The organism is Tamlana sedimenti (assembly GCF_038148895.1).
Taxonomy (GTDB): Bacteria; Bacteroidota; Bacteroidia; order Flavobacteriales; family Flavobacteriaceae; genus Tamlana.
In genome coordinates this window covers 689,030-712,329 of record NZ_JBBVGQ010000001.1, presented here as the reverse complement: position 1 = coordinate 712,329, position 23,300 = coordinate 689,030, and the positions used below count along the sequence as shown (strand labels likewise).

At 36.8% G+C, this 23,300-nt stretch carries 24 protein-coding genes; 11 read left to right on the top strand and 13 right to left on the bottom strand.

What is annotated here, in order from left to right:
- Window positions 1-40: 40 nt before the first annotated feature.
- The 10 genes from WJN01_RS03125 to hemA form a co-directional block, all read right to left on the bottom strand.
- On the bottom strand, window positions 41-514 hold the full coding sequence (locus tag WJN01_RS03125) for a methylated-DNA--[protein]-cysteine S-methyltransferase (protein WP_445195700.1): 474 nt from the start codon (window positions 512-514) through the stop codon (window positions 41-43).
- Window positions 514-1,635, bottom strand: coding sequence for a CNNM domain-containing protein (locus tag WJN01_RS03120; RefSeq protein ID WP_445195699.1), 1,122 nt, complete (start codon window positions 1,633-1,635; stop codon window positions 514-516). Before WJN01_RS03120 ends, WJN01_RS03125 begins: the two co-directional genes overlap by 1 nt.
- Before the next feature lie 111 nt (window positions 1,636-1,746).
- Window positions 1,747-2,739, bottom strand: a complete 993-nt coding sequence (gene hemB / locus WJN01_RS03115; RefSeq protein WP_445195698.1) for a porphobilinogen synthase — start codon at window positions 2,737-2,739, stop codon at window positions 1,747-1,749.
- 11 nt (window positions 2,740-2,750) lie between these two features.
- Window positions 2,751-3,659, bottom strand: a complete 909-nt coding sequence (locus WJN01_RS03110) for a DUF4421 family protein (protein WP_445195697.1) — start codon at window positions 3,657-3,659, stop codon at window positions 2,751-2,753.
- Between the two features lie 38 nt (window positions 3,660-3,697).
- Entirely contained in the window at window positions 3,698-4,600 is a 903-nt protein-coding gene (hemF, locus tag WJN01_RS03105) for an oxygen-dependent coproporphyrinogen oxidase (protein ID WP_445195696.1), read from the bottom strand.
- A 2-nt stretch (window positions 4,601-4,602) separates the two neighbouring features.
- Entirely contained in the window at window positions 4,603-5,145 is a 543-nt protein-coding gene (locus tag WJN01_RS03100) for a GNAT family N-acetyltransferase (protein WP_445195695.1), read from the bottom strand.
- A complete protein-coding gene (locus WJN01_RS03095) occupies window positions 5,135-5,893 on the bottom strand; it encodes an EI24 domain-containing protein (protein WP_445195694.1) in 759 nt (252 codons plus the stop codon). The genes WJN01_RS03100 and WJN01_RS03095 overlap by 11 nt, the downstream gene beginning before the upstream one ends.
- Window positions 5,886-6,911 carry a uroporphyrinogen decarboxylase gene (hemE, locus tag WJN01_RS03090; RefSeq protein WP_445195693.1) on the bottom strand — a complete coding sequence of 342 codons (1,026 nt, stop codon included), beginning with the start codon at window positions 6,909-6,911 and terminating at the stop codon, window positions 5,886-5,888. The genes WJN01_RS03095 and hemE overlap by 8 nt, the downstream gene beginning before the upstream one ends.
- Before the next feature lie 89 nt (window positions 6,912-7,000).
- Window positions 7,001-8,578: a hydroxymethylbilane synthase gene (hemC, locus tag WJN01_RS03085; RefSeq protein WP_445195692.1), complete on the bottom strand. Its 1,578-nt coding sequence runs from the start codon at window positions 8,576-8,578 to the stop codon at window positions 7,001-7,003.
- Window positions 8,571-9,836 (bottom strand): glutamyl-tRNA reductase, encoded by a 1,266-nt coding sequence (hemA, locus tag WJN01_RS03080; RefSeq protein ID WP_445195691.1) that lies wholly within the window; start codon window positions 9,834-9,836, stop codon window positions 8,571-8,573. The genes hemC and hemA overlap by 8 nt, the downstream gene beginning before the upstream one ends.
- Window positions 9,837-10,025: 189 nt before the next feature.
- On the opposite strand from hemA, the gene WJN01_RS03075 reads away from it, so the two are divergent.
- From WJN01_RS03075 to WJN01_RS03030, 10 genes are all read left to right on the top strand, one after another.
- Complete coding sequence (locus WJN01_RS03075; RefSeq protein ID WP_445195690.1) at window positions 10,026-10,925, top strand: AraC family transcriptional regulator; 900 nt, start codon at window positions 10,026-10,028, stop codon at window positions 10,923-10,925.
- A 4-nt stretch (window positions 10,926-10,929) separates the two neighbouring features.
- Window positions 10,930-11,397 carry a hypothetical protein gene (locus WJN01_RS03070; protein WP_445195689.1) on the top strand — a complete coding sequence of 156 codons (468 nt, stop codon included), beginning with the start codon at window positions 10,930-10,932 and terminating at the stop codon, window positions 11,395-11,397.
- Between the two features lie 59 nt (window positions 11,398-11,456).
- On the top strand, window positions 11,457-11,621 hold the full coding sequence (locus WJN01_RS03065) for a hypothetical protein (RefSeq protein ID WP_445195688.1): 165 nt from the start codon (window positions 11,457-11,459) through the stop codon (window positions 11,619-11,621).
- Window positions 11,566-12,330, top strand: a complete 765-nt coding sequence (locus WJN01_RS03060; RefSeq protein WP_445195687.1) for a ThuA domain-containing protein — start codon at window positions 11,566-11,568, stop codon at window positions 12,328-12,330. The genes WJN01_RS03065 and WJN01_RS03060 overlap by 56 nt, the downstream gene beginning before the upstream one ends.
- A gap of 15 nt (window positions 12,331-12,345) precedes the next feature.
- Window positions 12,346-13,380: a ferrochelatase gene (hemH, locus tag WJN01_RS03055; RefSeq protein ID WP_445195686.1), complete on the top strand. Its 1,035-nt coding sequence runs from the start codon at window positions 12,346-12,348 to the stop codon at window positions 13,378-13,380.
- Entirely contained in the window at window positions 13,380-14,747 is a 1,368-nt protein-coding gene (locus WJN01_RS03050) for an MATE family efflux transporter (protein WP_445195685.1), read from the top strand. Before hemH ends, WJN01_RS03050 begins: the two co-directional genes overlap by 1 nt.
- 2 nt (window positions 14,748-14,749) lie before the next feature.
- Entirely contained in the window at window positions 14,750-15,298 is a 549-nt protein-coding gene (locus WJN01_RS03045; RefSeq protein WP_445195684.1) for a CopD family protein, read from the top strand.
- Between the two features lie 100 nt (window positions 15,299-15,398).
- Entirely contained in the window at window positions 15,399-16,883 is a 1,485-nt protein-coding gene (locus tag WJN01_RS03040; protein WP_445195683.1) for a sensor histidine kinase, read from the top strand.
- A 44-nt stretch (window positions 16,884-16,927) separates the two neighbouring features.
- Window positions 16,928-17,710, top strand: a complete 783-nt coding sequence (locus WJN01_RS03035) for an enoyl-CoA hydratase/isomerase family protein (RefSeq protein WP_445195682.1) — start codon at window positions 16,928-16,930, stop codon at window positions 17,708-17,710.
- A 128-nt stretch (window positions 17,711-17,838) separates the two neighbouring features.
- Window positions 17,839-19,404 carry a T9SS type A sorting domain-containing protein gene (locus WJN01_RS03030; protein ID WP_445195681.1) on the top strand — a complete coding sequence of 522 codons (1,566 nt, stop codon included), beginning with the start codon at window positions 17,839-17,841 and terminating at the stop codon, window positions 19,402-19,404.
- Window positions 19,405-19,630: 226 nt separating this feature from the next.
- Here WJN01_RS03030 and WJN01_RS03025 read toward each other — a convergent pair whose 3' ends face one another.
- The gene (locus WJN01_RS03025) at window positions 19,631-20,086 is read right to left on the bottom strand and encodes a DUF2750 domain-containing protein (RefSeq protein ID WP_445195680.1); all 456 of its coding nucleotides are present in this window, start codon (window positions 20,084-20,086) and stop codon (window positions 19,631-19,633) included.
- Window positions 20,087-20,594: 508 nt separating this feature from the next.
- On the opposite strand from WJN01_RS03025, the gene WJN01_RS03020 reads away from it, so the two are divergent.
- On the top strand, window positions 20,595-21,668 hold the full coding sequence (locus WJN01_RS03020; RefSeq protein ID WP_445195679.1) for a PA0069 family radical SAM protein: 1,074 nt from the start codon (window positions 20,595-20,597) through the stop codon (window positions 21,666-21,668).
- Window positions 21,669-21,724: 56 nt separating this feature from the next.
- On the opposite strand, the gene WJN01_RS03015 is transcribed toward WJN01_RS03020, so the two are convergent.
- Both WJN01_RS03015 and WJN01_RS03010 read right to left on the bottom strand, forming a co-directional pair.
- Window positions 21,725-22,333 (bottom strand): hypothetical protein, encoded by a 609-nt coding sequence (locus WJN01_RS03015; RefSeq protein WP_445195678.1) that lies wholly within the window; start codon window positions 22,331-22,333, stop codon window positions 21,725-21,727.
- Window positions 22,334-22,623: 290 nt separating this feature from the next.
- Window positions 22,624-23,229: a hypothetical protein gene (locus WJN01_RS03010; RefSeq protein ID WP_445195677.1), complete on the bottom strand. Its 606-nt coding sequence runs from the start codon at window positions 23,227-23,229 to the stop codon at window positions 22,624-22,626.
- Between the last annotated feature and the right edge of the window lie 71 nt (window positions 23,230-23,300).

Here is a 23,300-nt window from a genome sequence, read left to right as displayed (position 1 = left end):
AAACCGAATGGGTAGTATTGGTGATTTTTAGAAAAGTACCTTAAAACAATTTTTGCTGTTTATTTGGACTTTCATGATCCAAAAGCCACTGCTTTCTGTGAAGCCCGCCAGCATAACCCGTTAAGCTGCCATCGCTCCCAATTACTCGGTGGCATGGAACGATTATCCATAACGGATTTTTTCCGTTTGCATTTGCAACAGCACGAATGGCGTTTACATCGCCCAATTGTTTTGATAGGTTAAGGTAAGAAATAGTTTTTCCATAGGGTATCTGCTCCAACTTTTTCCAGACTTTTTTCTGAAAATCAGTGCCCTCTGGATTTAATTTTAAACTAAATTGTTTACGGACGCCTTCAAAGTATTCTTGAAGTTGAATCACACATTCCTCAAGTTCTGGGGGAATGATATCGGTGACTTTTTCTTCGGAATTTAAAACGGAAACAGATGTAATACCATCTTCATCACCAATAATTTTAGTGAAGCCCAAAGGTGTTTTGATAATACAACTTTCCATTAACCCGAAGAATTATCATCTTCTAAAATACCCAACTTTTTGGCACGTGTTTCCCAACTTTTTCTGGCCAAAAGTTGAAGATCTGAAACGTTATCGCTTTCATCCATAATTTCCAATCCCAAAAGGGTTTCAATAACATCTTCCATAGTTACCAATCCACTAACAGAGCCGTATTCATCAACAACCAATGCCATATGGTTTCTGCTTTCAACAAGTTTTTCAAACAGACTGGGAATAGGTATACTTCTATTTACAATAATGATGGTTCGCAAAAGCTCTGAAAGTTTTTTGGAACCGTTATCTAGAGCCATCTCCTTAAAAATTTCGTCTTTTAAAACAAGCCCCGTTATGTTGTCCGGATTATCTGAAAAGATGGGTATTCTGGAAAAGCGCAAATTCAAATTTCTGTTAAAGAAATCTTCAACTGTAGTGTTTTGGTCTTCTATAAGCATGACCGTTCTGGGGGTCATGATATCTTTAGCCAATACTTCTTTAAAGGTTAACAGGTTCTTTATGATTTTACTTTCGTTTTCCTGAAACACACCTTCTTCATGCGCCATATCGGTCATGGCATGAAAATCCTCTCTGCTTAGCACGCTTCCATGGTGCCCTTTGCCTCCAATAAGCTTTGTAGTAAGCTGTAATAACCACAAAAGTCCAGACCATTTCAATGGAAAAATTAAAACATTTAAAGCTTTGGAAGTAAAATTTGCCAATTTTTTCCAATAAGTGGCACCAATGGTTTTTGGGATGATTTCTGAAGCCACCAAAATCAAAACAGTCATTATAGAAGATACAACACCAACCATAACATCTTCAGTGAATCGAAACCCAAAAACTGTTTTTATATCGCTTCCAAACATTTCGGCATAAGCAGTTTTGGCCTGAACACCAACTAAAATGGCACCAACTGTATGTGCAATGGTATTAAGGGTCAAGATGGCAATCAATGGCCTGTCAACATCCTTTTTTAAGTGTTCTAAATTATCCGCGTAATGCTTGCCTTCCTGTTTTTTCACATTGATGAAGGTTGGCGTTATACTAAGCAATACTGCTTCAAGAATAGAGCATAAAAACGAAAAGAAAATAGAAATAAAGGCGTAAAAAAGGAGTAAGCCCATGGGGTGTTTTGGTTTTATTGACGCTAATTTACGAAATCAATTTCACAACATCCTTGGCAATCCTTCGACTTCGCTCAGGATGACAAAATATTATTTAGATGGCCGTTAAGGTTATTTATTTAAAAGCTTAACAACGTCTTTTGCAAAGTAACTAGCAATAATATCTGCGCCAGCACGCTTTATGGCGGTAATCTGTTCCATCATTACAGCATCGTGGTCTAACCAACCTTTTTCTGCCGCTGCTTTCAACATGGCGTATTCACCAGAAACTTGGTAAACTGCAACTGGAACGTCAATTTCATTTTTAATCTCGCGAACAATATCCAAATAACACAAACCAGGTTTTACCATAACAATATCTGCACCCTCATCAATATCCATTTCGGTTTCACGAATGGCTTCAAAACGATTGGCATAATCCATTTGATAAGTCTTTTTATCCTTAGGGATATTTATCAAATCCACGGGTGCAGAATCTAAAGCATCCCGAAAAGGGCCATAAAAAGCAGAAGCATATTTTGCCGAATAACTCATTATGCCTGTGTTGATAAAGCCTTCGTCTTCCAAAGCTTCGCGAATGGTTAAAATGCGTCCGTCCATCATGTCGCTAGGTGCAACAAAATCGGCTCCAGCTTTGGCATGGGATAGGCTCATTTCCGCAAGAACTTCGGCCGTTTCATCATTTAAAATCTGCCCCTTTTCAATAATGCCATCATGTCCATAAGCAGAATATGGGTCTAATGCTACATCGGTCATGACCAACATATCTGGGCAAACATTTTTCACCGTTTTAATGGCGCGTTGCATAAGTCCTTTAGGGTTTAAGGCTTCTCTCCCTTTATTGTCTTTTAAATTATCTGGCACTTTTACAAAAAGCAAAACCGACTTTAAACCAAGTTTCCAAAGTTCTTTTACTTCGCCTTCCAATAAGTCCAAACTGTATCGGTAATAGTTTGGCATTGACGGAATTTCATCTTTAATGCCTTTGCCTTCAACTACGAAAAGCGGCACTAAAAAGTCGTTTGGTGTTATGATGGTTTCGCGAATTAAACTGCGTATAGCTTCAGTCGTTCTTAAGCGTCTATTTCTTCGTAATGGATACATGTTTTTAGTATTTAAAATCCGTATTTTTTATTAAAATTATCAGCAAATTTCACCCATTTTTTAGGGGCTTTAAAACGATAGCCAAGGTAAATTTCAAAAAAAGGTATGGTGTCGTCTTGTTTTGTATAGCGGTCAATATTGTGGTGTAAAACCAATAAATTAGAATTTATGCCGCCAAAAAAAGTGTTGGAATTGTAACCAACCACCGCTCTTCCGGAAAATTCAAATAGCGCCGAAGTAATATCGCCATCGCCAACATTTGAGCTGTGGTTTAAGCCAATACCCACAGATGTGCCTAATGAGAAAATAAGATTTCTTGTTAGGCAAAAGTTGTAATAGTAAGATGGTGAAAGGGCAATATCAAAAGAGTCCGCAACGCCGTTAATGTCGTCACTTTTTATGGTGTATTTTGTGTAGTAATATGATAATTTAGGAATAAAACTCCCTGTACTTTTGGTTTGCCATTCGTTTTGAAAGCCAATAGCCCTGAACGAAAAATTTTCATTAAGAATATAAGAAGTCGTGCCTCCAATTTTAAGTGTTTTAACACCTGGAACATAGGCTTTTTGGTTGCCTAAAATGATATTAAATCCTTTTTGACTATACAAATCTATGGTTTGCATCCAATGGTTTTGAAACATTCTAAGATTTAGATTAAAGAGTCTCGAATCGGCATTATCTTTATTCGATTTTATAAAATTCGGCGCAAAACCATAATCAATTTCAATACTTCTAAATAAAACTGAGGCTCCTAAATAGGCTCTTATGTTTGGTTCTAATTCATATTTTAAATTAGTGTCTGATTCGTTTATAAAAAAACTATTCGAAGTATTTATTAGTGAAATTCGAGTTGTTATTTTATCTGGAAAGGTTGTAATGTATTCATTTTTAGCAATACTGTCTTGTTGTGAAAAAGTCAAAGTTTCACAAAAAACAAATACTGATATTAAAAGAATTTTTAAACCCAATCTATTGGATTTTTTAAGATATCAATTAATTTTTCTTCTTCACTTCCTTTTTCTGGATGATGGTCGTAAACCCATTGCACATGTGGCGGCAAACTCATTAAAATACTTTCTATACGTCCGTTGGTTTTTAATCCGAAAAGTGTGCCTTTATCATGAACCAAATTAAATTCTACATAACGACCGCGACGGATTTCCTGCCAATTACGCTGTACCTCAGTATATGGTAAATCTTTTCGTTTTTCTACAATGGGCACATAAGCATTTAGGAAACTATTGCCAACTTCGGCTACAAAGTTGTACCAATTTTCCATGGTCATATCTTTTGAAGCTTTACAATAATCGAAAAACAAACCACCAATACCGCGGGCTTCATTGCGATGGGCATTATAAAAATATGCATCACAACGTTTTTTGTAATCATTGTAAAAACCGTCATTATGACGGTCGCAAGCTGTTTTACAAACTTGATGAAAGTGTTTTGCATCTTCCTCAAACAAGTAATATGGCGTTAAGTCTTGTCCGCCACCAAACCATTGGTCAACAATTTTTCCTTCTTTATCATACATTTCAAAATAGCGCCAATTAGCGTGAACGGTGGGTACCATTGGGCTTTTTGGGTGAATTACTAAACTCAAACCACAGGCAAAAAAGTCAACATCACCAACCTTAAAATAGGTTTGCATGCTTTTTGGTAATTTACCATGAACACCAGAAATGTTCACGCCACCTTTTTCAAAAACATTTCCATTTTCAATAACTCGTGTCCGTCCACCACCACCTTCTGGGCGTTCCCAAATATCCTGACGGAATTTCGCCTTGCCATCAACGGCTTCCAGTTTTGATGTTATAGTATCCTGTAAATCTTGTATATATTGATAAAATTTATTCTTCATTATTATTCAAATTCATTGTACAGTTCATAAAGCTCCATGTCTAAAGGAAGTTCACCGGGCGGAGTGTGCTCCTTTTCAAGGGTTTTAATCCAAGTAAAATTACAATTTTCGGCTACTTTAATACTTGCTAAATTGCTTTTATGCACAATGGCTTTCAGCGTAATTAAACCTATTTTGTCAAAAGCATGATCAGATAAGATTTGAATGGCATTTGTGGTAATGCCTTTACCTTCATAATTGTAATCAATGCAGTATGCCAATTCACCGCGTTTCTTTTTCCAATCAAGCGATTTTAAATAAATCAAACCTATTAAGTTGTTGGATTCATTTTCCTTTAAGGTGAATAGGAATTCTTCTTTTGACTGAAACTGTTTAACCTTTTTCTCAGTGAAAATTTTCGACAGGTCAGGGGTTAAATTCTCCTCAAGTGTTTTTGGGAAATATCGTTTTAAACGCTCTTCATTTGACACAACAAAATTGCACAAGATCCAGGGGTCTTGAAGGTTTATGGGTGAAATATGATATGTGTCAAAATTAAGCTTCACTTACAGTTATTGGCTTTAATTTAAGCGCCTCAATCGTTTGGGTTGAAGCCGCGGTAACCGACAAGGGCAGAACCAAAATAACGCCAACTATAGGAACCAAAAGGCATAGTATGAATACAATGCCATTTCCTATGGCCAAACCGCGATGTTTGCGCACAAATTGAACGCTTTCCTTGTATTGAAAATGACGTTCTAGGGTGTAATCCATATTGCCAAATCCAGCATAATAGGCTTGAACTAAAAACAGCAATATAGTTGAAAATATGTTAACAATTGGTATGAACTTTAATAACAAAATAGGAATGGTTAACAGTAATTCCATTAATAAATTTCTAAGGTTAACTTTTATGCCTCTCCATAGTTGTTGTGCAAAAGAAGTATTTCTATGAGTATGCGATGTGTTTCCTGTGAAATGAGCTTCTATTTTCTCAGAAACCGGACTCATAAATGGCGCTGATAGTGCCATGATGATATGTTTATAAATAATAAGGCCGATAATGATTATGATAAGCCAACCAATAAAATTACTGATGGTAGAGAAGGTTTCTTTTCCCCAATCCCAAATCCAGATTTTCGAAATAAAACGTCCAATATTATCTGACAAGCCATATGCTGAAGTAAAAATAAGAATGGCTGTTACAAAACTAATTACCATTGGAATTGCAAAGTATTTCCAGAGTTTTAGTTTTGAGATTAAACCAAAAGCCCCGAAGTACGCTTTAATTCCTTTGGCAATATTTTTAAGCATTATATTCTTTAACGGCATCAACAAATGCCTTTGCATTTTCTAGCGGGATGTTTGGCAAAATACCATGGCCCAAGTTTACAATGTATTTATCTTTCCCAAACTCGTTAATCATTTGGTGCACCATTTTCTTAATAACGGAAGGAGGTGATAGTAAACGGGCAGGGTCGAAATTTCCTTGTAAGGTTATGTTGCCTCCTGTTAAATAGCGGGCATTGCGCGCAGAACAGGTCCAATCAATGCCTAAAGCGGACGCTTTACTCTGTGCCATTTCATGCAGGGCAAACCAACACCCTTTTCCAAAGGCAATTACCGGAGCATCATCCTTTAAAGCTTCAATTATTTGATTGATGTATTGCCAAGAAAATTCTTTATAATCGGTTGGTGATAGCATGCCACCCCAAGAATCAAAAACTTGGACCGCGTTACAGCCTGCTTTTACTTTTTCTTTCAAATAGGCAATGGTAGTATCGGTTATTTTTTGAAGTAATTGATGCGCTGCCACGGGATTGGTAAAACAGAACTCCTTGGCTTTATCAAAGGTTTTGCTGCCTTGACCTTGCACGCAATAGCATAGGATGGTCCATGGTGAGCCAGCAAAACCAATAAGTGGAATTTCATCATTTAGCAATTCTTTGGTGGCTTTTATGGCTTTATAAACATAATCGAGCTCAACTTTAACATCAGGTACGATTACGTTTTCAACATCTTTTGATGTTCGAACAGGATTGGGCAAATACGGACCAAAATTAGGTTTCATTTGTACCTCAATATTCATGGCTTGAGGTATAACCAAAATATCGCTGAATAAGATGGCAGCATCCATTCCATATCTTCTGATAGGTTGCACCGTAATTTCACTGGCTAATTCCGGGGTTCTGCATCGGGTAAAGAAATCGTATTTCTCACGAATGGCCATAAATTCTGGCAAATAACGCCCAGCCTGGCGCATCATCCAAACGGGTGGCCGGTTTACGGTTTCACCTTTTAATGCTCTTAAAAATAAATCGTTTTTTATCATATTTTCATGTCATTGCTAATCGCGCTTTCCAGCGTGATGTGGCAATCTTTTTAATGAGATTACTTCGTCATAATTCCTAGTATGACGATTTAAACATAATGTTCGTTTACTAGTTCTATGACGCTCTCAACAGTTGGTACTTTTGCAACGCGTACATCGTCAAAATGCTTTCTAGCTTCTTTCGCTGTGGTTTCACCAATACAGAAGGCAATCACCTCTACTTTGTTTTTTTGAACGAAGCTTTCAACCGTTGATGGGCTATAAAACATAACGCCTTCAACCGACTCATCAATTTTTAAGCCATCGTATTTGGTTTGGTAGGCTTCAACTTCGTTTACATTTATATGGTTTTCTGCCAATATGGTTGGTAGTACATCCAATCTTAAATCACTACAAAAATAGGTAACTTCGGTGCCTTCAATAAATTCAACCAAATAATTCGCTAAACTTTCAGCGTTATTTTCGGCATGGGTTACTTTGCCTATTTTCTTTTCAATGAGTCGTTTTGTTCTCCGCCCAACGCAGTAGATGTTTTTAAACTGTAATTCAACGGCAGAATAGTTGGTCGTTAACGATTCTACGGCATTTTTACTGGTGATGATGACATTTTGAATTTCAGACCTAAGTATTTGAGGTCGAATACGGTTCAGGCTAATTTTTATAAAATCTGAACTATCAGAAATCACCTTTTCGTTGAACAATAAACGTTGGTCTTCAGTAAGCGATTTTGTTGAATAGATGTTCGTTTTTTTATTGGATTGCTTTATGGTATCCATCAAACGTTTACCACCACGTTCTATAATGAAATCGGCACAAAATTGAGCCATGTTTTCGTGTTTCCCAAGTTTTTCAACGCGGGTTACGTCAATTCGCTTACTGCCGTTGGCACTCAACAATACACCTTTAAAATGAACTTCCTCGTCTTTCATAAAAGCCAATGCACCAATGGGCGCTGTACAGCCACCCTCAAGTTTATTTAAAAACTCGCGTTCAATAGTGGTGCAAATCTCGGTTTCTTTGTGGTTAAGTTCGGCACAAGCGCTTCTAACAAATTCATCTTCCTCTAATGCCGTAATCATGATGGCGCCTTGTGCCGGCGCAGGAATCATCCAATCCAAATTCACTGCGTTTTCCGGACGTATGCCTATTCTGCCAATACCCGCAGCAGCAAAAACAGCACCGTTCCAATCTTCATTGTCATCCAGTTTTTGCAGGCGTGAATTGACATTTCCACGCAAATCCACAATGGTATGTGTGGGGAATCGATTCAGCCATTGGGCTTTTCTTCGCAAGCTACCAGTAGCAACAATGGCATTTTTTGCCCCTAAAAACTCTTCGTTATTCTTAAAAACCAGAGTATCGTTTACGTTTCCACGCTTTAAAACCGCGGCTTGAACAATGCCTTTTGGTAAAACAGTTGGTACATCTTTAAGGGAATGCACTGCAATGTCAATATCGTGGTTTAGCATGGCAATGTCTAAAGTTCTGGTAAAGATTCCAGTTATGCCCAATTCATAAAGCGGTTTGTCAAGTACTAAATCGCCTGTAGATTTTACCGGAACAAGTTCGGTTTTGTGGCCTAAATTTTCGAGTTGCTGTTTTACAATATTGGCTTGCCATATTGCCAATTCACTATCACGCGTACCAATTCTAATGGTTTTAGACATTCGTTTTTTGAGGTTCTTCTAACTGAAACACTTTTTTGATAAGTTCTAAACTTTCGTCTGTAGAAACATCATCTTCTTTTAAATGATGTGCAAAGTGGTTAGTGATTTTTTGAATGATATTATTGCTAATAATTTCGGCTTGAGCTTCATTAAAATCAACAGTTTTTTTACGTTGCGCGTCCAATTCCGCAGCGGCGAAATCTGCAAGTTTATGTTTTAAGGCCTTTATGGTTGGCGCAAATTTTCGGGTTTCCAACCAACTGTTAAATTCAGCTTTTACTTCTTCAATTATAGCTTCGGCCGAAGGAATATGCTGTTTTCTCGCTTCTAAAGTTTCATCGGTGATTTTCGATAAATGGTCAAGATGAACCAGCAAAACATTGTTTAATTCCTCAACATTGGCATTCACATTTTTTGGAATAGATAAGTCTAAAATCAAAAGGTTTTTTTTCGATTGTATAATGTGCTTGTCAATGGTTGGGCGTTGTGCACCGGTAGCAACAATCAAAATATCAGAATTGTTGATTTCTTCTTGTAAATTCGCATAATCTTTAACGATTAAATTGAATTTTCCGGCAATTTGTTCAGCTTTATCCTTGGTTCTGTTAATGAGCGTTATATGTTCATTCTTGGTGTGCTTTACCAAGTTTTCACAAGTGTTCCTGCCTATTTTCCCTGTTCCAAAAAGAAGAATATTTTTGTTGGCAACGTCTTCAACCGTATTCAAAATATATTGTACCGAAGCAAAAGATACTGAAGTAGCACCAGATGAAATATCGGTTTCGGTTTTTATACGTTTGCTCGCCTGAATAACCGCATTGACTAATCGTTCAGTAAAATGGTTTAACAATCCATGCTTGCGAGATAATTTGGCGCTTTGTTTTAACTGGCTAATAATCTCAAAATCACCCAAAATTTGGCTGTCTAGACCAGAACCAACGCGAAACATGTGCGCAATGGCTTCTTTGTTTTTGAAAACATAGGCTACCTTTTGAAATTCTTCAACGGTACCTCTGGTATTATCGCAAAGCAATTGAATGAGTTGAAAAGGATGCTGCGCAAAACCGTAAATTTCGGTACGATTACAAGTTGAAGTCACCACCAAGCTTTCAATATCGTTAGCTTTGGCTTGGGCAAGCAATGCTATTTTAGCTTCATCGTCTAAACTAAAGTGCCCTCTTATGTCTGCATCGGCTTTTTTATAGCTCAAACCAATGGCATAAAAGTAATTACTTCGCGAAATATTGTACTTCTGCATGCTAATACCTGATAATGTGAAGCAAAAGTATACGGATGACGTTAAAAAAAATAACGCTAAAAGAACTATTAGTGTCGTTTGTGGTTTTTTGTCGATGTTTTTTTAAAAAACATGATAAATGTCATACTTTTGTAGGGTATTCGGCAGGTTTTAACGATTCAATTTAGAACGAATCTAAATAAAAGAAATATGAATCAAGAATTTAAGGAAGGAAAAAGTATCGCCAAAAGTTCTTTTGAAGAAACAAAAGTAGATGATGGTTTTGTTGTTCTGGCTTATAAAAACGAAGCTAGCGAAGTGCAAAACCTTGTTAAAGAAATAGATAGCGATTATATCCAATTTCATTTTTGTGTAAAGGGTTCCAGCCAATTCGTTTTTAACGAGGGCAGGTACAGATTGAATATTCTTGAGGAGAATTCATTATTGTTGTACAACCCGCAGCGCGAGCTTCCCATTAATTTGGAAATAAATCCGCATTCATGGATGGTTTCCATATTGATTTCGATAAAAAAATTCCACGGACTTTTTTCTCAAGAGGCCAATTATATTACGTTTTTAAGCGAAGATAACCGTGACAAAAAATATTATAAAGACGGTGTTATCTCACCCTCAATGGCCATTGTGCTCAACCAAATAATTAATTACAACCTCAACCAATCCATCAAATCCATTTATTTTAAAGGAAAAGCATATGAACTGTTAAGCTTATATTTTAACAGAAGTGAGGAAGCTGATATTGAGCAGTGCCCATTTTTGGTTGATGAAACCAATGTGATAAAAATTAGAAAAGCCAAGGATATTATCGTGGCACGTATGGCAGAGCCACCAAGTTTGCAGGAATTGGCCGATGAAATTGGGCTTAGTCTCAAAAAGCTAAAAGAAGGCTTTAAACAAATTTATGGTGATTCAGTTTTTAGCTTTTTGTTCGACTATAAGATGGAAGTGGCTCGAAAACTGTTGGAATCAGGCGAGAATAATGTGAATGAAGTAGGGCATAGAGTAGGTTATAGCACATCAAGCCATTTTATTTCGGCCTTTAAAAAGAAATATGGCACTACGCCAAAAAAGTATATTATGTCTTTAAATTAAAATAATGAATTTTAAAAATAGTAAAGAAAGGCTAATTTTTGGCATTTGCATTTTAATCATTATTTTTTCAGTGCCCGTTTTCTACTTAGTTAGGTTAAATTATATTTTTGGAAGCGACGATAGCCCGCCAAATGATAGAAACTATATTAAGCTTTTTGAAAAAGCAACTATGGTTGAACTACCGGAATCGGCAAAAATAACTGACAAGAGCTATTTTTCTCAGGTTTTGAGTGATGGTTGGCAGGCTGGAGTTATTAAAATGGGTTATGCTAATGAGTATTTAAATTTAAAAAATGAAATAATTTCTAATACTTTAATTTCAAGAAAAATACAAAATGGAGGAGGTAGATTTTTTTCAGAAATAAAAGAGAAAGTTGGCGGATCAGATACAACCTATTACAACTTTAAAGAAAGCTTTCGATTAGAATTTATTGATATAACAAAAACCATAATTTTTGAAAAATCTTGGTAAAATTTTTCGGGTTATGATGAGTTATACTGTACCATAAGATATTTAAAAACCCAAATGTTATGAAGTATTTAACCCCAGAAATTGAAGCCTTGTCAAAACAATTTGAAATCACAAAATCTTTGGCTCGCACTAATGTGTCATGTGGTATTTTCCAAGATTGTGATTATAATGAAGAACGCCCAATATTATACCATGAGCAAAAACTGGAAAACAAGGAAAAATAGTTTTTTAAAGCCCGTTTTAGTTTTCCTCTTTGGCCTTTATGTACTATCATGCAATGCATCAAATAGTGTTTTGGTTTTTTCAAAAACCGAGGGTTTCAGGCATAAATCTATTGAAACAGGAGTTAAAACCATTCAAGGTTTGGGTATGGAACATGATTTTAAAGTAACACATACCGAAGATGCCGATATGTTTTCAAATGAAGCCTTAAAGCAATTCCAGTTAATTATTTTTCTCAACACTACCGGTGATGTATTGAACAGCGAGCAGGAAACCGCTTTTAAGAATTACATCAATAACGGTGGAAGTTTTATGGGGATACATTCGGCTACAGATACCGAATTTGAATGGGAATGGTACGGTAAATTAGTGGGTGCTTATTTTTTAAATCACCCAAAACAAGCTGAGGCCACGATTAATATAGTTGAAAGTAATCACGCATCTACAAAGCATCTGCCAATAAAATGGGTGCATTTTGACGAATGGTATAATTTTAAAAACATAAGCGAAAATATTCATGTACTTTTGAACCTTGATGAATCGAGTTATGAGGGAGGTAAACATGGCGATTTTCACCCAATAGCTTGGTGTCAAGAGTTTGATGGTGGTAGAATGTTCTATACGGGATTGGGACATACCGAAGAATCATATGCCGAGCCAGAATTTAGAAAGCATTTGCTCGGGGGTATTTTGTATTGTTTGAATAGATAATTTTAGAGATAATAGATGAAAAAAGGCATTTTATTGGTCAATCTTGGGTCGCCAGATAGCCCAGAACCCAAAGATGTAAAAAAATATTTAGGCGAATTTTTAATGGACGAGCGCGTAATTGATATTCCCTACACAGCTCGGGCATTACTGGTAAGGGGTATTATTTTAAAGACCCGACCCAAAGCTTCGGCTGCGGCCTACAAAAAAATATGGTGGGAAGAAGGCTCGCCACTCATCGTGATTTCAGAACGCCTTCAAAAGAAAATCCAAAAACAAATTGAGGTTCCAGTTGCTTTGGCTATGCGTTATGGTAGCATGACCATAAGAAAAGGTCTTCAAGAATTGGTTGATAAAGGGGTTGAAGAAGTTTTGCTTTTTCCTTTGTATCCGCAGTTTGCCATGGCAACTACCGAAACCATTACGGTTTTGGCCGAAGAGCTACGTCAACAATATTTTCCGAATTTGAAAATAGAATCGGTGCCGGCGTTTTACAACAAACCCGATTATATTGAGGTGCTTTCCAACTCCATAAAAAATCATTTAAAAGATAAAAATTACGAGCATTTGTTGTTTTCGTACCATGGTGTTCCAGAACGGCATATACGCAAAAGCGATGTTACCAAATCGCATTGCAAAATAGACGGCAGTTGCTGTGTTATGCCAAGCAAGGCGCATGAGTTTTGTTATCGCCACCAATGTTTGGAAGTTACCCGATTGGTGGCAGAAAACCTTCAACTTAAGGAAGGTACATACTCTACGTCCTTTCAGTCTCGTTTAGGATTCGATCCATGGTTACAACCTTACACCGACAGAACCATTGAGCGTTTAGGAAAACAAGGCATAAAAAACATGGCCATTGTTACGCCTGCTTTTGTGAGCGATTGTTTGGAAACCCTTGAGGAAATAGCCATGGAAGGTCAGGAGATTTTTCATGAAATCGGCGGAAAAGATTTTACCACAATTCCGTGCTTAAACGACGACAAGGAATTTGTGGATTTGTTATCAAAATGGATAAACCATTGGGCAACTTCTGAAACTTTGGCAGTTTAATGGCGAAAATATCAGCACAAGATTTAGGTACAGAGCCTATTGGCAAATTGCTCATAAAACAAGCAGTTCCTGCATCCATTGGTATTTTGGTGATGTCGCTCAATATTTTAATCGACACTATTTTTGTTGGCAATTGGATAGGTTCCATTGCTATAGCCGCCATTAATGTTGTATTGCCGGTATCGTTTTTTATTGCAGCCTTGGGGATGTCCATTGGGGTTGGCGGTTCTTCCATTATTTCAAGGGCATTGGGTGCCAACAATCACGATAAAGCCCTTAAAACTTTTGGCAACCAAATAACACTTACTTTATTGCTTACCATAACCATGGTTGTTTTCGGGTTGTGGTTTGTTGACGGCATTGTACCTGCGTTTGGGGGCAAAGGCAACATTTTGGAACCCGCAAAAATCTATTATGTCATTGTACTCTATGGCGTACCATTTTTAGCGCTTTGTATGATGGGAAACACGGTAATCAGGGCAGAAGGCAAGCCAAAATTTGCTATGTATGCCATGATGATTCCGTCAATCTCAAATTTAATTTTAGATTATCTTTTAATAAATGTTTTGGATTTTGGAATGGCTGGTGCTGCTTGGGCTACCACCGGATCCTATTTGTTGTGTTTTGCCTTTATATTGTGGTTTTTCTTATCCAAAAACTCAGAATTAAAAATAAACTTTTCGCATTTTGGATTGGATAGACCTATTGTTTCTGAAATCAGCTCTTTGGGGTTTGTAACCCTTGCAAGACAAGCCGTGGTTAGCATTACTTACCTGTTCATGAACAATATTTTGTTCCATTTGGGAGGGGAATCTTCGGTCACCGCTTACGCCATTGTTGGACGAATGCTCATGTTTGCGCTTTTCCCAGTTTATGGTGTTACTCAAGGCTTTTTGCCCATTGCTGGGTTTAATTATGGCGCTTTAAAATACGACAGGGTAAAACAGACCATTTACACGGCCATAAAATATGCTGCAGGATTGGCTACAGTGGTTTTTATTTTGCTTATGGTATTTCCGGAATCCATTACCAAATTGTTCACTCACGATGTTGAAGTGATAAAGGAAACACCGTCAGCCATGCGCTGGGTTTTTGCTGCAACACCAATAATTGCATTGCAACTTATAGGAGCGGCCTATTTTCAGGCTATTGGAAAAGCCAAGCAAGCACTTCTGCTTACATTGTGCCGACAAGGATTTTTCTTTATTCCATTGATATTAATTTTACCCTTATTTTGGGATGAGCTAGGTGTTTGGGTATCATTTCCTATATCGGATATTTTGGCAACCATTGTAACGGCCTATTTTTTAAATAGGGAAATAATTAAGAACTTGAACCCAGAAGATGTTCTAACTTCCAATTTATAACCATGGAATATTACGCTTACATAAAAGCCTTTCATCTTATTTTTGTTATTACTTGGTTTGCGGGCCTGTTTTACATTCCCAGATTGTTTGTGTATCAAATTGAAGCCTTCCATAAGCCTTCACCAGATAAGGAAATTTTAGGGAAACAGTTAAAGCTTATGGCCAAACGCCTTTGGTATATCATTACCTGGCCTTCCGCTATTTTAGCCACACTTTTTGCGGTTTGGCTATTAATTTTACAGCCCTTTTGGTTGCAACAACCATGGATGCACGTAAAATTAGGCTTTGTGGTTCTGCTTTTCATTTATCATTTAAAAACGCACCAATATTTCAAGCAACTACAAAACGATGTGGTAAAAAAACCCTCTAGTTTTATGCGCATTTGGAATGAGGGCGCCACGTTTATTCTTTTTGCGGTTGTGTTTTTGGTCATCCTAAAAAGTGCCATAAATTGGGTTTTGGGCGTTGTAGGCATCATCGTTTTAGGCGTTCTTATCATGTTTGGCTATAAAGTCTATAAGAACATTAGGGACAAAAACCCTGAGGCCTAAACAATTCAAAATAATTAACTTTTTAGGCGTTCACTTTATTTTAAATGACCCTTAGGGTCTTTGGTTTGATTATTGCTATATTTAAGCATTAAAATTCTGAATGAAACTCAAAAAATTTTCCTTACGCACCCGCATCTTTTTGGCCATGATACTCTTGGTGTTGTTGGCGTCCATGCTTATTTCGGCAGTGGCTATTTACCAATACAGAGAGCAAAGCCAAGATTACCATGAAGGCCGATTGGAGCGCAAGGAAGGGAGTATTCAAACCCATTTAAAACGGGTTTTAAATGGCAGGCAAAATACCTGGGAAGTAAAGACTGATAATATTCCTTTCATATTTAAGGAAGAAATCTACAATATTGCCGATATCCATAAACTGCAAATCAATTTATACGATTTGGAAGGTGGTTTACTAATCTCATCCAAAGCAGGGCTTCAAACTAATGTTGCTGAGAAATGTTTGGATGCTGAAATAATGAACGCCATAAACAACACCGTAGAGTTTAACCGCGAATCCGAGTTGGCTAGGCACCGCTATGTGGATATTCATAAAGAAAACGGAGAAACTTTTCAGTCGTCGTACACTTTCATCTTAGACCAAAAGTCGAAACCCTTGGCCATATTGAACATCCCTTATCTTGAAAAGGACGATTTTCTACAAAAAGAGCTTGAAGAATTTTTAAAGCGATTGGGTTTTGCTTTTACGATTGTGCTAGTTATGGCCATTATTATTGCGTTTTGGCTTTCTAAATACATAACAAAATCATTAAAGACCATTAGTGATAAAATAAACACAACGCGACTTGAAAAACGCAATCAAAAAATTGATGTTGACGATACCAGCGAAGAAATCTCCACTTTGGTGAACTCCTATAACAGTATGATTGACGAGTTGGAGGAAAGTGCCATTCAATTGGCGCGAAGTGAGCGCGAACAGGCTTGGCGCGAAATGGCCAAACAAGTGGCCCACGAAATTAAAAATCCGTTAACTCCTATGCGCTTAACGGTGCAAAATTTCCAACGTAAGTTTAATCCAAATGATGAAAACATCCACAAAAAGGTTGATGAATACAGCAAAACGCTCATCCAGCAAATCGATACCATGAGCGCCATTGCTTCGGCATTTTCAAACTTTGCCAAAATGCCCGCCCAACAGAGTGAAACGCTTAACGTGGTAAAAATCGTTAAATTGGCGTTGGATATTTTTAATGAAGATTACATTGTATTTCAGGCGGAATCTGAAGAAATTATTGCAAAATTTGACCGCTCGCAACTCATTCGCGTGGTCACTAATTTGGTAAAAAATAGTATACAGGCCATTCCAGAAAGCCAAACACCCAAAATAGAAATTAAGGTAGGTACTGAAGCGAAAAGCGTATTTATAACCGTGGCCGACAACGGTGTAGGTGTGGCAGAAGAAAACAAAAACAAGGTATTCGAGCCCAAGTTTACCACCAAAACAAGCGGCATGGGCCTTGGTTTGGCTATGGTGAAAAACATTGTGGAAACCTATAAAGGAACCATTTCATTTGATACGGAAAAAGGTAAAGGTACAACCTTTAAAGTAACGTTTCCTAAAGCATAAATTTCAAAGTAAACAGAAATCTCATCACAAAGAAATCGATTAATATGAGCTACAATAACATCTTATTTGAATCGGATAACGGAATTACCACGATAACCATAAACCGACCTAAAAAGCTGAATGCCTTAAACAAGGAAACCATTAACGAACTTCACGATGCTTTCGATAAAGCAAACAAGGATAAAAACACTAAAGTCATTATTATAACAGGAAGTGGTGAAAAGGCCTTTGTAGCCGGTGCCGACATTAGTGAATTTGCAAATTTTAGTGTCGAGGAGGGTAAAAGGTTAGCGGCCAACGGACAAAAAATACTGTTCGATTTTTTGGAAAATCTATCAACCCCGGTTATTGCAGCGGTTAATGGTTTTGCGCTTGGTGGCGGATTGGAATTGGCCATGGCATGCCATTTTAGAATAGCTAGTGATAATGCCAAATTGGGTTTGCCCGAAGTGAGTTTGGGCGTTATTCCTGGGTACGGTGGCACACAACGTTTACCCCAGTTAATAGGCAAGGGCAGGGCTATGGAAATGATTATGATCGCAGGTATGATTGATGCCAACAAAGCCTTAAATTATGGCTTGGTAAACCACGTAACCACCCAAGAGGAATTATTGCCACTTTGCGAAAAAATAGCTAGTAAAATTTTAAATAATTCTTCTGTGGCCATTAGTGCAGCCATTAAAGCTATAAATGCCAGTTTCAAGGATGGCGTAAACGGTTTTGAAGTTGAGGTTTACGAGTTTGGAACATGCTTTGGCACAGAAGATTTTACCGAAGGCACCACTGCATTTTTAGAAAAACGAAAGGCTGATTTTCCTGGGAATTAGAGATTTGTTAAAACTAGATTCTACATTTATTTGGATGTATAGAAATTTCATTGAAATTTTTTGTTTGAATTTTGAGTTCTATTCAAAATATTTTGTGTTAACTATTTCCAAACATGAATTTTGGTACGATGAAATCGATAAAAATTATTGTAGTTCTTTTTTTATGGGTAAGTTTTAATCTTGTCCATTCACAATCCAACGGGCCTGTAGTTTTTGATTTTGGATTAGATGTTTCCAATTATGGCGTGGAGTGTAGCTCCGTATTGCCTGCGGAGCATGAGGGCATAGCCTTTGGTATCACTGGAGATATTGTCAAAAATGAAACGTATTGTACCACAGGTAGCTATTTCGCTTTTTGGGCAGAACTTCCTGAAGGGAACTACCGTGTAAAGGTGGCTGTGGGTAGCGAAATCGAAGCTTCAAATACGACTATAAAAGCAGAATCAAGGCGTTTAATGGTATATAACCATGATACACCAGCAGGGGTTATTGATACATTGGAGTTTATCGTTAGCAGGAGGTCACCAATTATTAATACAGGAGGAAGTATTTCGTTAAAAACAGGTGAGTCAGGCAGATTGAATTGGGATGGTTATCTTTCTCTTGAATTTACTGGTTATTATCCTTGCATTCGTTCTTTATCAATAGAAGAGGTTGATGTTCCTACCATTTTTCTTGCAGGCGACTCTACCGTTGTGGATCAAGAAAATGATCCTTGGACATCTTGGGGGCAAATATTTCCTATTTTTTTAAAACCAGAAGTTGTAGTGGCCAATTACGCTGAATCGGGAGAATCGCTACTTTCTTTTCAAGGTGAAAAACGATTGAAGAAAATTGAATCTCAAATTAAAATGGGGGATTACTTGTTTTCCGAGTTTGCCCACAACGATCAAAAATCTGGGTGGACATATGTAGAACCTTATACAACATATCAAGAAAACCTTATGGTTTTTGCCAATGTGGCGTTAAATGTAGAAGCAACTCCAGTATTTGTTACGTCAACCAACAGAAGATCTTTTGATTCTAATGGAAATATAATCAATACACTTGGAGATTATCCTGATGCGATGCGCCAGCTTGCTGGGTCGCAAAACATTACTTTATTTGACTTAAATGCCATGAGCAAAGACTTATTTGAAGCACTTGGGGTTACTGGGTCAAAGAATGCATTTGTTCATTATCCTGCAAATTACTTTCCATGGGGTAATACTTCATTTTCAGATAATACACACTTTAATATGTACGGGGCATGGCAGTTGGCCAAATGTGTTGTAGAGGCTATTAGGGTTTCCAATTCTCCGTTAAAGAATTTTCTTCGTGATGATGTGCAACCTTATGATGCCAATGTGCCAGATTTGTTTGAGAGTTTAGTTTGGCCAATTCATTCAGCCTCAAAGATTTCGCTTTCAGGTTCTTTAACAAATGAATGTGTTATAGAAGATGCGTTAAAAATTACTGATATTAATGGTAAAATAGAGGTCTCTTTCTATCCAAACCCCGCCGATGGTCTAATTTCTTTTCAAACAGAGGATATACAATTGGTAGAAATACTATCCGTTGATGGTAAATTGCTGATAAATAAATCTATGGATAATCAGGAAGGTCTTGATGTATCATCATTACCTCAAGGTATTTACATATTACGAATAAGAACAGACGTGGGTATAGGAGTAGGAAGATTGGTTAAAAGATAATACTTCCAATTGAAGTTAATCTATCCTACACAATTGATGTTCTCAATTACCTCTGCTTATAGTGTGGGGCTGAATTTTGGTTCGTTTAACGTTTTGTTTAAGGATAGTTGCGTGTGCGAGCAACTAACTTACTAAAATGGAACGAACCAGAGGAAAATCCGCAGGATTTTCCGAGTAGGCTAGAACCGAGCAATTATTTTTACACGTTGTTACCTGCTGGCTTTTTTTATTCATCTATTTCCTTTACTTGTTTTTCCAAGTCCGCAATTCCATTAAACTTTTTAAAGTTCAAATCTTTTTCTATTGATTTTAATTCAGACGTCAATTCTAAAATCAAGTCCAATGGCTCAACTTCGTGTCCGAATAGATTTTGGTCGAATTGAGTTCCGATTAGTAGTCCATCATTAGCCATTCCAACACACCAATTTTCCATAAATTCGGCTAATGGAATTTCGGTCACTTTGTATTTTTTCCATTCGTCTTTTGCACAGGATTTTGCTCTAACTTTTTCTGCCCAAAAACATATCATTCCAATTGGTTTTCCGTTATCATCCTCGTATTGAGTTGAACTTGATGTTGCAAATCCATTTTTACTTTTTAGTCCATAAACTATTTCTCTATCAGAAACTGTCTTGACGAATTTCAGGTGTCTGTTTTTTAGCGTGATAGAGTCTTGGAACATAGTCAATAATTTTTTAACCAAAAAAGTATATGAAAGTAAAAGCTGAAATTAGGAATGATACCAATAGATTTATGTAACTCCATTTATTTCGGTTTGTAGTTCGAATTACCATTAGAAGAATATAAATTATTGCAAAAATTAGGCTTAAAACTCCCAATCCCAATATCATCAGTCCAATAACTCCTTTTCCAATACCAGATTGTCCATCTCCCATTGGGTCAACCTGAATATTTTCAAATTCTGGAATTAAATATGAAATGCACAAAATCAGAATTGTAAGGATAACTGATGTAATTATATTGAAAATTTTCATTGGTTGGTTTAGCTTGCAGGTAACTTGGTGATATGTGTCGTTTTAATGACTTATATCAGTCGTTAAACGAAGGTAGTTGAAATTTTTTACAAAATGAAGTTGTTAATAACCCATTTTCGTTTTAACAGTTTTCGGGTTAAATAATGGCTAACTTTAAAGAGCAATGTTTCTGTTTCTCTGTAAATTTTAATGTTTATGAACCCCAAATCTGTTATAAAAGGCCGCGGTGCGCAGCTTAACGTCCACAACCGTTTTTTTGAATTGAGCCACGAAATGCGTGACGATTTCTTGGAATATTGCCAAAAAGAAGGAGAAACGGCCGATAATAACAAAACCTTATATTTAGAAACCTTCCCCAAAACCATCCTCAATAAAGTGGAAAGCCCGGACGTGGGCATGATGTATTCCATGAATGCTTACCAAGGCTGCGAACATGGCTGTATTTATTGTTATGCCCGAAACACCCATGAATATTGGGGATACAGTGCCGGGTTGGATTTTGAGCGCCGCATTTTGGTAAAAAAAGATGCGCCAAAACTTTTGGAAGCCCATTTAAAAAAGAAAAGTTGGAAGGCACACCCCATTGTAATGTCTGGCAACACCGATTGCTACCAACCTACCGAAAAGCAGTTTGAAATTACCCGAAAATGTTTGGAAGTGTTTTTAAAGTACAGACATCCAGTGGGTATCATCACAAAAAATGCTTTAATCTTAAGGGATTTAGACCTTCTACAAGCCTTGGCTAAAGATAATTTAATTGGCGTTAATGTGTCCATAACCTCACTTTCTGAAGACACAAGGCGTATTTTAGAGCCCAGAACAGCAACTATAAAAAGACGTTTAGAAACCGTAAAAACATTGAGCGAACACGGAATACCCGTTAATGTGATGCTAGCACCTATAATCCCATCAATAAATAGCCATGAAATTTTGCCTTTAGCCAAAGCTGCTGCGGATCATGGAGCCGTGTCCATAGCGCATACTATTGTTAGGCTTAACGGCGCCATTGGTGAAATTTTTACCGATTGGATCAAGAAAACAATGCCAGATCGTGCCGATAAAGTGTTGCACCAAATAGAAAGTTGCCATGGAGGTAGCCTAAACGATTCGCGTTACGGTGCAAGAATGCGCGGTGAAGGCAAAATAGCCGAACAAATTAATAATCTTATGGCTTTGGCCAGGCAGAAATACTTTAAAGACAAGGCATTTCCGAAATTAAACACAGCCTTGCACGAGCAGTTTAAACAAGGACAACTCAAGTTATTTTAACAAAAAAAAGCGGACTATAAAGCCCGCTCTTTCAAGTTGAATTGAGTTAGATAATGTTAACTTTTAATGATTTCTGTAAATACTCTACCTTCTGTTTTATAGACAATTTTGTAGTCGCCTTTATTCAATCCGGTTAATCTGTAAAGACGTTCAACACGCTCTGTGTTTGTTACTGTTTCAGAGTGCATAAGTTCGTAAGTTCCAGTAACTCCGGAATAAACTTCAATTTCCATGGGTGCTTTTTCAAGCGATAGTCTGGTGATGAAAACCAAATCTCCCTTAACTCGGGTTACCGGCTTAAAAAATGTTGTTTCCATTTCTTTTTTGAAAAGGACTTCACTTGCCTTAACCGTAAACGGAATGCTTGTTATTTCCACATCTTTGTTCAATTCAAAAATGTAGTCACCATCAGGAAGCGATGTTAAATCGAAACCTTTAGTATAAACTCCAGTTTTTTGAATAGACTCTTTATATAGAATAATTCCGTTTTCATCTTTAATAGATAAAAGGTTGCCTTCTTTTACATCTGCAAAAGTAACAGCGATTTTTCTAGCATCATCTTTAATGTTTAAAAATGGGGCTTTTTCAGTTGCGAAACTTAACGAGGCAGCCAACATGGTTACCATTAAGATTCCTTTTTTCGAGGTTTTAATTACGTTTTTCATAATATGGGGTTTTAACGTTCAACAGGTCAAAGGTATACTATAAATAAACTTTGTAAAACATTGATATTAATGTATTTGTGTGCTATTTTATCTGTTATTTTTAGATTAATATTTGGTTAAATTAATATAGAATAACTGGGTGTTAATTGTGTATATTTTATGACGATTTAGATATTTTGCAGTTGGGATTAATTATTAGAATAAATTGGTTAAGGAAAATATGTTTTTTTGTAGGACATAAAAAAAGGTGAGCCAAAAGACCCACCTTTTAAATTTAATGAAGCTAAACTTTAATTAATGGTTTCCACAAATTTTCTCCCTTCGGCATGCATAACAATTTTATAGCTGCCTTTTTTAAGTCCGGTTAATTTGAAAATTTTACCTGGTGTTCTGGTTCCTTTTAGTTCTTTGGAGTACATTAACTCTGGTAATCCTTGTCCTGTAAAGTAGATGTCAATCAAAAAGGGTTCTTTATTAAGCGCGAGTTTTGATATGTAAACCAAATTATCTTTTATGCGAACATAAGGTTTGTACGAGATTTTCTCTTTTTCCTTATAAAACGCAACAGAGCCAAATTTTACCGAAAAAGGAATAGAGCTGATTTCTAAATCTTTATCGAGTTCAAAAAGGTATTCACCGTCGGGAAGACTTGTTAAATCAAAACCTTTATTATACAGCCCAGTTTTTTGAATGGACTCTTTGTAAAGAATGGCTCCGTTATCACCTTTAATAAACAGGAGATTTCCTTTTTTAACATCGCGTAAAGCAATTGAGGTCATTTTTGCATCATTTTTAATCATAAAAACTGATGTCTTTTCTTTGGCGAAGCTTAACGAGGTAGCCATCAGTGCTACCATTAAGATTCCTTTTTTAAAATGTTTCATTACGTTTTTCATAAATATGGGGTTTTAACGTTCAACGAATTAAAATTAGGACATCTTTTTTGTTTATAAAATACTGATATTGA